Origin of the sequence: Pseudomonas sp. KK4, from assembly GCF_001984065.1 — a bacterium.
Classification (GTDB): domain Bacteria; phylum Pseudomonadota; class Gammaproteobacteria; order Pseudomonadales; family Pseudomonadaceae; genus Aquipseudomonas.
In genome coordinates this window covers 1-15,135 of the sequence record NZ_LYVP01000123.1, presented here as the reverse complement: position 1 = coordinate 15,135, position 15,135 = coordinate 1, and the positions used below count along the sequence as shown (strand labels likewise).

The 15,135-nt window shown below is 64.3% G+C and carries 11 protein-coding genes; all 11 read right to left on the bottom strand.

Annotated elements, in window-relative coordinates:
* Positions 1 to 218: 218 nt before the first annotated feature.
* A complete protein-coding gene (locus tag B0W55_RS25260) occupies positions 219 to 926 on the bottom strand; it encodes an NAD(P)H-dependent oxidoreductase (protein WP_077048634.1) in 708 nt (235 codons plus the stop codon).
* Between the two features lie 9 nt (positions 927 to 935).
* On the bottom strand, positions 936 to 2,579 hold the full coding sequence (locus tag B0W55_RS25255) for an ABC transporter ATP-binding protein (protein WP_077048633.1): 1,644 nt from the start codon (positions 2,577 to 2,579) through the stop codon (positions 936 to 938).
* Between the two features lie 2 nt (positions 2,580 to 2,581).
* Positions 2,582 to 3,409 carry an ABC transporter permease gene (locus B0W55_RS25250; RefSeq protein WP_077048632.1) on the bottom strand — a complete coding sequence of 276 codons (828 nt, stop codon included), beginning with the start codon at positions 3,407 to 3,409 and terminating at the stop codon, positions 2,582 to 2,584.
* Positions 3,410 to 3,412: 3 nt separating this feature from the next.
* A complete protein-coding gene (locus B0W55_RS25245; RefSeq protein ID WP_077048631.1) occupies positions 3,413 to 4,372 on the bottom strand; it encodes an ABC transporter permease in 960 nt (319 codons plus the stop codon).
* A gap of 166 nt (positions 4,373 to 4,538) precedes the next feature.
* Positions 4,539 to 6,140 (bottom strand): ABC transporter substrate-binding protein, encoded by a 1,602-nt coding sequence (locus tag B0W55_RS25240; protein ID WP_077048630.1) that lies wholly within the window; start codon positions 6,138 to 6,140, stop codon positions 4,539 to 4,541.
* Between the two features lie 98 nt (positions 6,141 to 6,238).
* Positions 6,239 to 7,654: an aldehyde dehydrogenase family protein gene (locus tag B0W55_RS25235; RefSeq protein ID WP_077048629.1), complete on the bottom strand. Its 1,416-nt coding sequence runs from the start codon at positions 7,652 to 7,654 to the stop codon at positions 6,239 to 6,241.
* A complete protein-coding gene (locus tag B0W55_RS25230) occupies positions 7,647 to 8,894 on the bottom strand; it encodes a pyridoxal phosphate-dependent aminotransferase (RefSeq protein WP_371807296.1) in 1,248 nt (415 codons plus the stop codon). Before B0W55_RS25230 ends, B0W55_RS25235 begins: the two co-directional genes overlap by 8 nt.
* 206 nt (positions 8,895 to 9,100) lie before the next feature.
* Entirely contained in the window at positions 9,101 to 10,708 is a 1,608-nt protein-coding gene (locus B0W55_RS25225; protein ID WP_077048635.1) for a 5-guanidino-2-oxopentanoate decarboxylase, read from the bottom strand.
* A gap of 10 nt (positions 10,709 to 10,718) precedes the next feature.
* Positions 10,719 to 12,818 carry an acetate--CoA ligase family protein gene (locus tag B0W55_RS25220; RefSeq protein WP_077048628.1) on the bottom strand — a complete coding sequence of 700 codons (2,100 nt, stop codon included), beginning with the start codon at positions 12,816 to 12,818 and terminating at the stop codon, positions 10,719 to 10,721.
* An 18-nt stretch (positions 12,819 to 12,836) separates the two neighbouring features.
* Entirely contained in the window at positions 12,837 to 13,997 is a 1,161-nt protein-coding gene (locus tag B0W55_RS25215; protein ID WP_077048627.1) for an acyl-CoA dehydrogenase family protein, read from the bottom strand.
* A gap of 43 nt (positions 13,998 to 14,040) precedes the next feature.
* Positions 14,041 to 14,832, bottom strand: a complete 792-nt coding sequence (locus tag B0W55_RS25210) for an enoyl-CoA hydratase/isomerase family protein (RefSeq protein ID WP_077048626.1) — start codon at positions 14,830 to 14,832, stop codon at positions 14,041 to 14,043.
* Positions 14,833 to 15,135 lie beyond the last annotated feature (303 nt).

The following is a 15,135-nucleotide window of genomic DNA, read 5'->3' as shown; positions in this document are numbered from 1 at the left end:
TTCGCGAGCAAGCCCGCTCCCACAGGGTTTTGTGTCGTGCGCAAATATTTCGATTGGCATGAGACCTGTGGGAGCGGGCTTGCTCGCGAAAGCGGTGGGTCAGGTAGCGATGATGGTGAATGTGCCGCCGTCATCGCGAGCAGGCTCGCTCCCACATAAAAACTGTGGGAGCGGGCCTGCTTGCGATAGCGGCGGTACGGCGGGTGTTGATGTAGCTGTCAGGCCGTGGTCAGCGGATAGAGCTGTTCATCGAACTGCGACAGTTTCGGGAACACCAGGGGTTGTTCGTCGCTCAGGTGTTGCAGGCGTTGGGTGTAATCCGTGAGGAAGCCTTTGCGCGCTTCATCGCTGATGTACGGCACGTGCCAGGCCACGAACGGCGCCAGTACGTCGAAACCGACATAGGCCAAAGTGCCGCGCAGGATCGGCCGCAGCATGTCCTGCAGCGGGCCATGGATCGCGCCTTCACCGAACATGTGTTCACGGCCACCCAGGGTCACGGTGACCAGGGCTTTCTTGCCCGCCAGCCCGCCCTGATCGTAGAAACGCTTGCCGCCATAGCAGATGCCCGACACCAGCACCCGATCGATCCAGCCCTTGAGCATCGCCGGCGCGGAGAACCAGAAGATCGGGAAATTGAGGATCAGCAGGTCGGCCCACAGCAACTTGTCCAGCTCACCCTGGATATCCGCCGCCAGCGATTGTTTTTTCACCCCCAGGCGTTGCTCCAGCGCATACACCAGGTACTCGGGGTTCTCCCGCGACGAGAAGTCGGCATCGCTGGCCACCGGGTTCCAGTTCATCCTGTACAGATCACTGACCTGCACTTCATGGCCCTGGGCCTGGAGGGTGGCGACGGCCTGATCCCGCAGGGCCGCGGTGAAGGATTTCGGCTCGGGATGGGCGTGAACGATCAGTACTTTCATGGTGATTCCTTAGACTTTTTCCAGCGTAGGGTTTGAAGGGGTGGCACGGCTTTCCAGCAGGCGATCGAGCCAGTCCGGGTCCATCTGTGGTTCGGAAGAAAACAGCAGCCCGGTGTAATCCTGATGCGGCGGGGTAAAGATCGCACTGCGCGACCCCTGGTCCACCACCCTGCCCCGTTGCATCACCAGCACCTCGTCGGCAATGGCGCGCACGGTGGCGACGTCATGGGTGATGAACAGGTACGCCACGCCCAGTTGCTGCTGAATACGGTTGAGCAATTTGAGCACACCTTCGGCCACCAGTTGATCCAGTGCCGAGGTCACTTCGTCGCAAATGATCAGTTGCGGATCGGCCGCCAGCGCCCGGGCGATGCAGATCCGCTGCTTCTGGCCACCGGACAGCTCACGGGGCTGGCGCTCCATGAAGGTCGCCGGGTCCAGCTCGATCATCTCCAGCAACTCGGCAACCCGCGCCCGCATGGCCTTGCCCTTGAGGCCGAGATAAAACGTCAGCGGCCGACCAATGATATCGACGATGCGCTGGCGTGGATTGAGCGCCGTGTCCGGGATCTGATAGATCATCTGGATGCGCCGCAACTGCTCCTTGCTGCGCTGACGAAAGTCCGCCGGCAGCGGCTTGCCGTCATACAGCACTTCGCCGTAGGTCGGTGGCAGCAGACCGGTGATCAACCGCGCGGTGGAGCTCTTGCCGCTGCCGGACTCGCCGATCACCGCCAGGGTCTGGCCGCGATAGAGCTTGAGCGAGACATCGTGCAGCACCGGTTGATCGCCGTAGCTGGCACAGCTTTTACGCAGCTCCAGCAGTGGCTTCTCCTGCTGCGGGCACGGCTTGGGTTCGGTGCGGAAACTGCGCACCGCCCACAGCGACTTGGTGTATTCCTCTTGCGGGTCGCCGAGCATCTTGCGGGTCTCGGCCTCTTCCACCAGCCGGCCGTGGCGCAGCACCATGATGCGGTCGGCCATCTGCGCCACCACCGCCAGGTCGTGGCTGATGTAGATCGCGGCGCTGCCGTAGGTCGCCACTGCATCGCGAATCGCCGCCAGCACTTCGATCTGGGTGGTGACGTCCAGCGCGGTGGTCGGTTCATCAAAGATGATCAGGTCCGGGTGGCAAGCCATGGCCATAGCAGTCATCACCCGCTGCAACTGCCCGCCCGACACCTGATGCGGATAGCGCTGGCCGATCTTCTCCGGATTGGGCAAGCGCAATACGCGGTACAACTCCACCGCTTCGGCCATCGCCTGCTCGCGGCTCATGCCGCCATTCTTCACCGCCGTTTCGACGTGCTGGTCGATCAGCCGATGGGCCGGGTTGAACGACGCCGCCGCGCTCTGGGCCACGTAGGCAATGCGCAGGCCTCGCAACTTGCGCAGGGCTTCGGGTTTGGCCTTGAGCAGGTCGATGCCGTCGAAATGCACAGAGCCGCCGGTGATCCGGCAGCCATCGCGGGTGTAGCCCATGGCCGACAGGCCCAGGGTCGACTTGCCCGCCCCCGACTCGCCGATCAGCCCCAGCACCTCGCCGCGCTGCAGGGTCAGGTCGATGCCCTTGATCAGCGGGTGCCAGGCATCTTCGTAATGGCCCTCGATGTGCAGGTTGCGGATTTCCAGCAAAGGTTTGTCTGTCGTCATGTTCAGCACTCCTTGAGGCCGCTGGATTTGTGCAGCATCCAGTCGACGACGAAATTGACGCTCACGGTGATCAACGCCACGGCCAGGGCCGGCAGCAACGGGCTGATGTCGCCAAAGGTGATCAGCACCGCGTTGTCACGCACCATGCTGCCCCAGTCGGCGGTGGGCGGTTGTATGCCCAGGCCAAGGAACGACAGCGCACTGATGAACAGGAACACGAAGCAGAAGCGCAGGCCGAATTCGGCAATCAACGGCGCCGCGGCGTTGGGCAGTACTTCACGGGTGACCAGCCACCACAGGCCTTCACCGCGCAGGCGCGCGGCTTCGACGAAGTCCTGCACCACCACGTTCATCGCCACCGCCCGGGACAGGCGAAACACCCGGGTCGCGTCCAGCAACGCGATCACCAGCACCAGCGAGGTGGCGTTGGTGCCGACCACGCTGAGGATCAGCAAGGCGAAGATCAGTTGCGGAATGGCCATCAGGATGTCCACCACCCGCGACAGCCCCTGATCGATCGCGCCGCCCTTGATCGCCGCGATCAACCCGCAGAAACCACCGAGCAGGAACGCCAGCACCGTGGTCAGGAAGGCAATGCCCAGGGTGTTGCGCGCGCCGTAGACCAGGCGACTGAACATGTCGCGGCCCAGGTTATCGGTGCCCAGCAGGAACTGCCCGCCCCAGGGTGCGAAGCCCTCGCCCACCACCTGGGTTTCGCCGAATGGCGCCAGCAACGGCGCGAACACGGCCACCAGGATGTACAGCACGATCACCAGCAGCCCGAATTTGGCGCTCAGCGGCGCCCGCACTATTTGTTGAAAAAGGCTCATGGCTTACCCCTTCGGATGCATCAGGCGTGGGTTGCTGGCAATCGACAGCACGTCGGCACTGGTGTTGAGCAGGATGTAGGTCGCGGCGAAGATCAGGCTGCAGGCCTGCACCACCGGGATGTCGCGCTTGGCCACCGAGTCCACCAGCAACTGGCCGAGGCCCGGATAGACGAACACCACTTCGACCACCACCACACCCACCACCAGGTACGCCAGGTTCAGCGCCACCACGTTGACGATCGGGGCCAGGGCGTTGGGCAAGGCGTGGCGAAAGATGATCCGTGATTGGCTGATGCCCTTGAGCCGGGCCATCTCGATGTAAGGGCTGGCCAGCAGGTTGATCAAGGAGGCGCGGGTCATGCGCATCATCTGCGCGATGACTACCAGGCTCAGGGTCGCCACCGGCAGGACTGAACGCTCCAGCACTTCGCCGAGGGAGGCATTGGGCGACAGGTTGGAAATGCTCGGGAACCAGTTGAGCTTCACCGCGAACACCAGGATCAGGATGTAGGCGACGAAGAACTCGGGGAACGACACCGCGCTCAGCGCCGAGGTATTGAGCAGGCGGTCGAACCAGCTGTTGCGGTACAACGCCGCGAGCATCCCCTGCAGCAACGCCAGCGGCACCGAGACCAGCGCCGCCAGCAGCGCCAGGCTGAAGGTGTTGGCCAGGCGGCTGCCGACCAGGTCGGCGATCGGCCGCTGGTTGGCCAGGGACACCCCCAGGTCACCGTGCAGCAACTGCCAGATCCAGTGCCCGAAACGGGTCAGCGGCGGCAGGTCCAGCCCCAGTTGCGCCCGGTACGCCGCCACGGTTTCCGGGGTGGCGGACTGGCCGAGCATGGCCTGGGCGATATCACCCGGCAGCATGCCGACCGCTAGAAAAATGATCACCGATACCGCAAACAGCGATAACAGCCCCAATGCCAGACGCTGCGCCAACAGCTTGAAAATACTTCTCATCGTGCGGTTCCTTTGAATTGGGCACGCTTGCAAACACAACGAATTTCCACTGTGGGAGCGGGCTTGCTCGCGAATGCGTCGGCACATCCAACATCAATGTGACTGACACACCGCCTTCGCGAGCAAGCCCGCTCCCACAGGGTTCTTCATTGCTTCGGCTGTTGCATTACGCCTGCCACCACCGCTCGATCACCCGCAACCCATCCAGCTCGCCGTACGGCGCGGTCTGGCCGCCGTGGGCGACGCGGTTGGAACGGGCGGCGACGGAGCTGGCGAACAGCGGCACGATGGCGCCGCCGTCATCGCGGCACAGGGCCTGCATTTCGTTGTACATCTCACGGCGCAGCGGGTCGTTCATTTCGCCGCGGGCGGCGTTGAGCAACTGGTTGAAACGCGGGTTGTCCCAGTGGGTCTCGTTCCAGGCCGCTCCCTTGGCGTAACCGATGCTGAACATGCGGTCGGCAGTCAGGCTGCTGTACCAGAACGAGGTAGTGAACGGCTGCTTCATCCAGACATTGGTGAAGAAACCGTCGGCAGGCTCGCGCACCACGTCGATGTCGATGCCGCCCGCCTTGGCCTGCTCCTTGAACAGTACCGAGGCATCCACCGCGCCGCTGTAGGCCGCGTCCGAGGCTTGCAGTTTCACCTTGAGCGAATCCAGGCCAGCCTTTTTCAGGTAGAAACGCGACTTGTCCGGATCGTAGGTGCGTTGCTCCAGCGCGGTGTTGATGAAGCGGCTGCCGGGCTGGATCGGGTGGTCGTTGCCCACCAGGCCATAGCCGTACAGCACCGAGGACAGCAGGGTCTCGCGGTTGATCGCGTGCTTCATCGCCAGGCGCACGTCGTTGTTCTGGAACACCTGGCTGTCGGTGAGCATCGGGAAGGTGTAGTGCTGGGCGCCCTTGGTTTCTTCGATCACCAGGTTCGGGTTGCGCTTGAGCAGCGCCACAGTCTTGAGGTCGACCTTGTTGATCACGTCAACTTGCCCGGTGACCAGCGCGTTGATCCGCGCCGCGCCATCGCCGATCGCGATAAGCTCGGCGCCGGCGAAGTGCGCGCGCCCCGGTTTCCAGTAGTCCGGGCTGCGTTCCAGGGTCATGCGCACACCCGGTTCGAAGTCCTTCAGGCGATAGCCGCCAGTACCGACGCCGGCCTGCCAGTCCGGCACCCCGTCCTTGCTCGGCATGATCACCAGGTGGTAATCGGCGACCACGTAGGTGAAGTCGGCGTTGCCCGATTTGAGCTCGAACACCACGCTGTCGCTGCCGTTGGCGCTGACCTTGGCCACATCGCCCAACACGGTTTTCGCCGCCGAGCTGGATTTATCGCCCAGGTGATGCTGGATCGAGGCGACCACGTCGTCGGCGGTCAGGGTCTTGCCGTTGTGGAAGGTCACGCCCGGGCGCAGCTTGAAGGTCCAGACCTTGGCGTCCGGGGTCGAGGTCCAGCTCTCGGCCAGTTCCGGGATGGCCGAGCCGTCGACGGCGATTTCGGTCAGGGTGTTATAGATCGCCGAGAACCCGACGAAGGTGAAGGTGTCGACCCAGGAACCGGGGTCTTTGGAGTCGGTGGTGCTGGCGCCGGCCAGGCCCAGGCGCAAGACGCCGCCGGGTTTTGGCGTGGCGTCGGCCGCCATGGCGCCGAACGGCAGGCCCATGGAGAACGCCCCGGCAATCGCAGCCGCCGTTGCGCTGTACTTCAAGAAGTCCCTGCGCGGGAAACTCAGTTCATGGTTCGCTTGAGTAATCTTGTTTTTGTTATCGCTCATTGCATTGCCCCTGGTCAAAAGCTAATGGAATTCCAATTCAAAACCACGCAAAGCACCGGGCCTGGGCCCGGTGCGTACCACCTTTGAATCGCCAACGGTCACACCTGGATCGCCTTCACTTCAACGAATTCGTTGAGCCCTTCTTCCCCCCACTCACGTCCATTACCCGATTGTTTGTAACCGCCGAACGGCGCCTGATAGTTGAAAGCCGCGCCGTTGAGGAAACACTGCCCGGCCCGCATTTGCTTGCCCAGTTGCAGAGCACGCTCGGTGCTGCCGGCCCAGACGCCGCTGGACAGGCCGAACGGCGAGTCGTTGGCGATCTGCACGGCCTGCGCTTCATCGTCATAAGGAATCAGGCACAGCACCGGGCCGAAGATTTCTTCCTGGGCGATGCGCATGCTGTTGTCGACGTCGGCGAACAGCGTCGGGCTGACGTAGTAGCCGCGCTCGAAGTCCGCTGGCGCATCGCCGCCGCACAGCAGGCGTGCGCCCTCCTCCTGACCGACCTTGATGTACTCGAGCACGGTGCGCTTTTGCCCGGCCGAGCACATGGGCCCGAGGAAGCTCTGCGGATCGAGCGGATCGCCCATGCGCAGGCTCAGGGTTTCTTCCAGGGCAATGTCCAGCGCTTCGGCATAACGGCTGGCGGGCAACAGCATGCGGGTCAAGGCGGTGCAGGTCTGGCCGGAATTGATCATCACGTCCTGCACGCCGTAGCGCACCGCCGCGTCCAGGTCGGCGTCCTCGGCGATCAGCAGCGCCGACTTGCCACCCAGTTCCAGGCACACGCGCTTGACCGAAGGCGCCGCTGCCTGCGACACACGTACGCCGGCGCCAGTGGAACCAGTGAACGACACCATGTCCACGTCCGGATGCTTGGCCAGGGCTTCGCCGACCTTGGAACCCGGCCCGCTGATCAGGTTGAACACACCGGCGGGCAGGCCGATGTCTTCGATCATCTGCGCCAGCAAAAACGCATGCAGCGGAGTGTCCTGGCTCGGCTTGACCACCACCGTGCAACCGGCCGCCAGGGCCGGGCCGAGTTTGCCGATCATCTGGTGCAGCGGGTAGTTCCACGGGTTGATGAAGGCGCAGACGCCCACCGCTTCACGAACCACCAGCGAGTTGCCGACTTCGCGCACTTCGTCCATCAGGCCGGCCAGTTCAGCGTATTGCTCCAGGCCAATGATCGGCCCGTCGACCTGCACCGAACGGCTCCACTGCACCGGCATGCCCAGCTCGCTGGTGATGACCGCGGCCATTTCATCGGCACGGGCGGTCAGTTGTTCGGCCAGTGCACGGATGTAACCGGCACGTACGCTGGACGGGGTGCGCGACCAGGATTCGAAAGCCTTGCGCGCGGCTGCCACGGCCTTGTTGACATCGTTTTCATCGCCCAGCGGCACGCTGCCGGCGACTGCTTCGGTGGCCGGGTTGATCACCTCGGCGATGCCCTGCCCCGACGGGGTTTGCCAGCGGCCATCGATGAACAGTGTCTTGTGATTAAGCATGAACCTGGGTCTCCATCAGTTCTTCGGCACACAATTGTTCGGCGCACAGGTCTTCTGCGCTCAATTCGTCGCACAGCCCTTGCGCACACAGCGCGATCCGTTGGCAGGCATCACGCAGCTGCGCCGCCCCTACCACCAGCCCCAGCCGAATGTGACCGGCCGCGCTCGGCCCAAAGGCTTCACCGGCCAACACGGACACGCCATGGCGATCGAGCAGGCGATCGGCGAAGGCCTGGGCGCTGAGCCCGGTGTCGCGGATGTCGACCATCACGAACATCCCGCCATCGGGCTTCAGGGCGCGGATGCCCGGGCAATCGGCCAGGCATTCGCAGACCAGGTCGCGGCGCTGGCGATAGGCTTCGCGCATGGCGTCCAGTTCCGGCAAGTCACTTTCCAGAGCCACCACGGCGGCGTCCTGGATGAAATCCGGCGAGCCGTAGAGCATGCACAGCGCGAGGTTTTCCAGGTGCGCGGACAAGGATGGTGGCGCCACCACCCAGCCCAGGCGCCAACCGGTCATGGCGTGGGATTTGGACAGGCTGTTGAGGGTCGCGGTGCGCTCGGCCATGCCCGGCAGACTCGCCGGGCTGACGTGGGTGCCCTCGAACAGCAGCTCGCTGTAGACCTCGTCGGAAATCAGCCACAGGTCATCGGCGATACACAGGTTGGCCAGGGCCTGCCAGGTGCTTTGCGGCAGGCTGGCCCCGGACGGGTTGTGCGGGCTGTTCAGCGCCAGGGCACGGGTGCGCGGAGTGATGAGCGCCGCGACGTCCTGAGGTAGCACGCGAAAGCCGTTTTCAGGCCGCACCGGCACCGGTACCACCACCGCACCACAGGCACCGAACACCGCTTCGTAGGTGACATACATCGGTTCGGCGACGATCACTTCATCGCCCGGATTGAGGATGCACTGGGCCACGGCAAACAGCGCGCACTGTGCCCCAGCCAGTACCGTCACCTCATCGGCCGTGACCCGCTGGCCGCTGCGTTTGTGGTGGCGCCTGGCGATGGCTTCACGCAGGGCACGCTTGCCGCGCACCTCGGCGTAGTGGGTGTTGCCGGCCAACAGGCTGTCGATGGCGCTTTGCACGATGGGCTGCGGCGTGTCGAAATCCGGGTCGCCCACCGACAGCAACAGAATGTCCTCGCCCTGCTCGCGTAGCGCCAGGGCGCGGTAGTGAATATCCCAGGCGGCGGCGCCGTCGCCGGCAATGCGTTGGGTCAGATCGGAAAAGCGCATGGCTTGCTCCTGATAAATACGATCGTTGTTGCCGCTGTGGTGAGGGGATTCACCCCCGTTCGGCGGCGCAGCCGTCGCAGATCCAAACGATTCGTTGTATCTGAACCACCGCGATTTCCGGGTTTACGGCTGCTTCGCAGCCGAGCGGGTATAAATCCCCTCACCACAGCTTCGTCAGCTGCTACAGGTAGGTGCAACGTGAATGATCAGCGAACACAGGCATGCTTGAGTTCGATCAGGGTCACGCCCTTGCGGTTGAAGCCGTGGCGCAGGTCGGTTTGCAGTTCCGCCAAGTTCTGCGGCTGGGTCACGGTGCAACCGAAGGCGCGGCCAAGGGCGGCGAAGTCCGGGTTGCGCGGCAGCACGCCGATGGGCTCGATGTCCAGGCCGATCATGTCGTCGCGAATCTGCCCCAGGGCATCGTTGTTCCACAGCAGCACCACCAGCGGGCTGTCCAGTTCCTCCACTGCCGTCGCCAGTTCCTGGGCGGTGTAGAGGAAACCGCCGTCGCCCACCAGCACCAGCCCCGGACGCTGCGGCGCGCCGAACTTGGCGCCGATCCCGGCCGGCAAGCCGTAACCCAAGGTGCCGTAGCCGGTGGGGTGCAACCAGCTGCGCGGCGCCAGCGAATTGAAGGCGTAGTTGCCGGTGTAGGCCAGTTGCGTCATGTCGGTGCTGACGAACGCGTTGGCCGGCAGCTCGGCGGCGATGCGTTGCAGAATCGCCTGGTGAATCGACTGCAGCGGGCCGTGGCCCTTTCTCACCGCTTCACGCAAGGAGGCGACCGAGGCCACTGCCGCGCCGGCTTCGCGGACGTCCGGCGACAGGCGCTCGAGCAGCGCCACCAGGGTCTGCCGGGCATCACCCTGCAAGGCCACCGCGCAAGGGTAGAAGTCATTGAACTTGCGCGAATCGATGTCCACCCGCAGCACTTGGCCGTTGAGCGGCAGGCGTTCGCGCCAGAAATCGGTGTCGGCCATTTCCGTACCGACCGCCAGCACCACATCGGCCTCGGCGATCAGGTTCCAGCCCGGCTCCACGCACAGGGTCGAACCGGCGTTGAGCGGTGCTTCCGGTGGCAGCAGGCCTTTGCCGGCGACGCTGGTGAACAGCGGCGCGGCCAGTCGGGTGCTGAGTTCCTGCAATTGCGCGGCGGCATTCAGTGCGCCGCCACCGGCGATGATCATCGGCCGTTTCGCGCCTTGCAGTTTGGCGGCGGCTGCGTCCAGCACTTCGGCAGCTGGAGTGCCGCGACCCGGACGGCGCACGACGTCGTTGCTCCAGTCACGGGCAATCGGTGCCGCGAGCACGTCCAGCGGCACCGAGATATGCACCGGGCGCGGGCGCTCGCTGTCGAACACCGCGTAGGCGCGGGCGATCAGTTCCGGCAGGTCTTCAGGGGTCAGGGCCACCGCCGAGAACGCGGTGATCGGCGCGGTCATGGCGCGCTGGTCCTGGCATTCGTGGAGGATGCCCCAGCCCTTGCCGAGGCTGGCGGTGTGGTTGACGCTGGAAATCACCAGCATCGGAATCGAGTCGGCGTAGGCCTGGCCGATACCGGTGGCGGCGTTGGTCACGCCGGGGCCGGTGATGACGAAGCACACGCCGGGTTTGCCGCTGACCCGGGCGTAGCCGTCGGCCATGAAACTGGCGCCCTGCTCATGGCGGGTCAGCACGTGGCGAATGCCGCTGCCGGGCAAGCCGCGATACAGCTCCAGGGTGTGCACACCGGGAATGCCGAACACGGTGTCGACGCCGTAGTTGGCCAGAAGACGCACCAGGGCCTGGCCACCGGTCAAGGTTTTTTCTTGCATGTTCAAGTCCTCACGCATGGCCAAGGCGAATCAACGCATCGACCGCAGTCGTGCCATCGGCACCGACCAACAATGGGTTCACATCGAGTTCCAGCAGGTGCGCGGCGTTTTCGCAGGCGTAGTCGGCCACGGCGCGGATCGCGGTCACCAGCGAATCCAGGTCCGCCGCTTCGCGACCACGGAAACCTTGCAACAGCGCGGCGCTGCGTAGACTCAGCACGGCCTGACGAATCGCGCCGTCGGTGGTCGGCAGCAACAGGCTGCGACTGTCCTTGAGCAACTCCACCAGAATGCCGCCGGCACCGATCACCAGGGCCAGGCCGAAGTCGTTCTCGCGCTTGATGCCGACGATCAGCTCGGCCAGCGGCGGCTTGGCCATGGGTTCCAGCAGCAGTTGATCGAAAGGCACGCCTGGGGCGTATGCAGCAATGCTGGCGCGCATTTTTTCCAGGGCGGCGCTCAGGCTCGCGTCGTCCTTGAGGTTCAGGGCCACGGCGCCGGCTTCGGTCTTGTGCGGCAGTTGGGCGCTGACCGCTTTCACCACCAGCGGATAGCCGAGTTTTTGCGCGTCTTTCAAAGCGTTGTCCGGCGTGCTGAGCGCGCCGTTGGGGATGGACAGACCGAAGGTTTTCAAGGCCTGCTTGGAATCCCACTCATTGAGCAAGCGGCCCTCGCCTTCCAGCGCCTGCGGGCACAGCGGCACCAGGGCCGATTCGCCCAGGTCCAGCAGCGCCTGACGCTTGCGCTGGTAGCCGGCGATGCGACCCCAGGCGGCCAGACCATCTTCGACACCCTGCAACGCCGCCACGCCTTGGGCGTGCAAACGCTCGCGAGCATGGGGCGGCAGCAGTTCCGGGAAGGCCGAGGTGACGAAACCGGTCTTGCCGTGACGGGTCAGTGCCTTGCAGTACAGGTCCAGCAGCAGGTCGCATTCCTTGCGCTCGCCGGTGAATTGCGCCGGGTAGTCGAGCACCAGCATCGCCGCATCGGCTTCGGTGCGCAGGGCGCTGTCGAGCATGGCGTTCAACGCCCCGCCGTCGCCCCAGATCGCCGTGGTGAAGTCCAGCGGGTTGACCAGGTTGGCGTAGCTGGGCAGCACTTGATCGAGTTCGGCGACCTGACCGGCATCGAGCTTGGGCAGCGTCAGGTCATTGCGCTCGGAGTAGTCAGCGATCAGCCCGGCGTCGCCGCCGGAACAGGCCAGCGCGATCAGGCTGTTGCCCGCCGGCAGGTTGCCGCAGGCCGCCGCTTTCAGGGTTTCGACAAAGCTCACCGGACCACTGACGCGGATCACCCCGAGGCGGTCGAACAGCGCGTCGTACAGGGCATCGGAACCGGACAGCGAGCTGGTGTGACTCAAAGCCAGTTCGGCACCGATCTGCGACACGCCGGTTTTCAGGGCGATGATCGGAATACCCTTCTCCAGCGCCTTGTGCGCGGCGCGGGCGAAACCCGGGACGTTCTTCAGGCCTTCCATGTGCAGGCCGATGGCGGTGACGCGAGGCTCATCGAGCAACACGTCCATCAGTTCGGCCACGCCCAGTTGCGCCTGGTTGCCGACGGACGCCATGTAGGCCACCGGCAGCGAACGGTCGCTCATGGACAGGTTGTAGGCGAAGTTGCCGCTCTGGGTCAGCACTGCTACGCCCTTGTCCACCGCTTTGCCGCCATGGGCCACCGGCCACAGCGCGGAACTGTGCAGGTAGTCGAGCAGGCCGTAGCAGTTGGGGCCGAGCAGCGCCATGTCGCCAGCGGCTTTCAGCAGTTGCTGTTGCAGGGCCTGGCCTTCGGCGCCGATCTCGGCGAACCCCGAGGCGTAGCAGATCGCGCCGCCGGTGCCGATGGCGGCGAGTTCGGCGACGGCGGTCAGGGTCAGGTCACGGTTGGTGGCGATGAACACCGCATCCGGGCCGCAGGGCAAATCGGCGATGCTGCGCACGCAGGGCACACCTTCGAGGCTGTCGTTCTGTGGGTTGACCAGCCACATTTGCCCCTGGTAGCCGCCATCGGCGCAGCGCTTGAGGGCGCGGGCCATGCTGCGCCCGCCGACGAACGCGACGTGGCGTGGCGCGAGCATGCGCTTGAGGTTGTCACGAATGGTTTGCGACATGGGAGTTCTCCGGGGCGATCAGCGCAGCAGTGGCCGCAGCAGTTCGCGGGAAATGATGTGGCGCTGGATTTCCGAGGTGCCTTCCCAGATCCGTTCGATCCGCGCGTTGCGCCAGATGCGCTCCACCGGACCTTCGTCCATCAAACCCATGCCGCCGAAAATCTGCACCGCCTCGTCGGCCGCGCGGCCCAGCACTTCACTGGCGAACAGCTTGGCCATGCCGGCTTCGCCATCGGTCATGGTGCCCTGGTCCATTTTCCAAGCGGTGTGCAGGGTCAGCAGTTCGGCGGCGCGGATCTGCGTGGCCATGTCGGCGAGCTTGAACGACACGCCCTGATAGGTGCCGATCGGCTGGCCGAATTGCTTGCGGTCCGCCGCCCATTGCAGCGACACGTCCAGCGCCCGTTGCGCCTGACCGACGCAGTTGGCGGCGACCATCACGCGGCCAGCGGTGAGCCAGGCGTTGGCCACGTCCCAGCCCTTGCCGACTTCGCCCAGCACTTTGGAGGCTGGTACGCGGCAGTCATCAAAGAACATTTCGAAGGTGTGGTAGCCACGGTTGCTCACGCACTTGGGACCACGGCGAATGGTCATGCCCGGGGTGTCGCGGTCGACCAGGAACGAGGTCACGGCGTTGCGCTTCTTGCCGTTGTGTTCGTAGGTGTCGGTGACGGCGAAGACGATGGCGAAATCGGCGTGGCCGGCGTGGCTGATGAAGTGCTTGCTGCCGTTGAGCACGAAATCGTCACCGTCGCGCACGGCGCGGGTCTTGATCGCGTTGGCGTCGGAACCGGCGCCGGGTTCGGTGAGGGCGAAGCAGTCGATCTTCTCGCCCTGGATGCACGGCAGCAGGTAGTCGTTGATCTGGTCGCCGGTGCAGGCCATGAGGATTTTCGACGGCCGCGCGACGAATACGTGCAGCGCCCAGGACACTTTCGACAATTCACGCTCGATCAGCGCCTGGGACAGGTAGTCCAGACCGCCACCGCCCACTTCTTCGGGCATGTTGAAGGCGTAGAAACCGGCGGCGATCGCCTTGCCGCGAATCTGCGCGGCCAGTTCCGGGGAGACCTCGTCGGCACGGTCGACCTGGTCTTCATGGGGCAGCAGTTCCTTCTCGACGAAGCTGCGTACCGCGTCCACCAACATTTCTTGTTCTTGGGTCAGTTGGAAATTCATGGTGCTACCTGTTGTTCGTGTGCTGATGGGTAGGTGTCGAGACTTAACGGCCGATGAAGCGTGGCGCGCGTTTTTCCATGGCGGCGCGCAGGGCTTCGTTGCCGTCCTCGCTGCGACCGCACAACAGGCCGGCGGCCAGCTCTGCCTGCAGTTGTTCAGGCAGGCTGCGGTCGGCGCCTTCGCGCATGAGTTTTTTGGTCTGGGCGAATGCGAAGGTCGGGCCGGCGGCCAGGCGCGTGGCGAGTTCGCTGGCGACTGTCTGTAGCTGATCGTCGGCGCAGACTTCGCTGACCAGGCCGGCGGCCAGGGCGCGGTCGGCGCCCCACAATTCGTCGAGGAACAACAGGCGCTTGGCTTGCTCGGCCCCGATCAGCCGTGGCAGGTGCCAACTGGCGCCAGCGTCCGGCGAGTAGGCCATGCTGGTGTAGCCGGCCTTGAAGCGCGCCGATTGCGCGGCGATGCGCAGGTCGCAGCACAGCGTCAGGTCCATGCCGCCACCGACAGCCGTGCCGTTGATGGCAGCGACGGTGGGTTTTTCCAGGCTGTACAGGCGGGTCATCAGGGCGTGGGCGGTTTCGGTCCAGCCGTAGCTTTCCAATTCGCCTCGGGCTTCGGCGGCGGCCCATTCATCCAGATCGGCACCGGAACAGAAACTGCGCCCGGTACCGGTCAGCACCACGACGCGCACCGCAGGGTCGGCGTTGTAGGCATCGAGCAAGGCATGCAGGCTTTTCAGGGTCGGAATGTCCAGCGCATTACGCTGAGCGGCGCGATTGAGGGTGATCCAGGCAACGCCGGCTTCGACCTGAGTGAGCAGAGAATCGTGGCTAGTCATGCGAGTCCTCGAATTTATTGTGATTGGTCTGAGGTGATGCGACTTGAGGCCATACTAAACGAGTGTTCAGTAAGGCGGCAATTGGCGATCAAATAGGCTGTAACAAGCCAAAAAATCATGTAATTGATTGTTTTATATGAGTTATTTTCGGAATTTACGGATGACAGCTGAGGCGCTGTTACAACTTCGCACAACTCCCGACAGGCGGAGGCAGACCTGTAGGAGCGAGCTTGCTCGCGATGGGGGCCGGGACACTGCGGGGTGTCAGGTTTCCCGTGTCATCGTTGACGACCATCGCGAGCG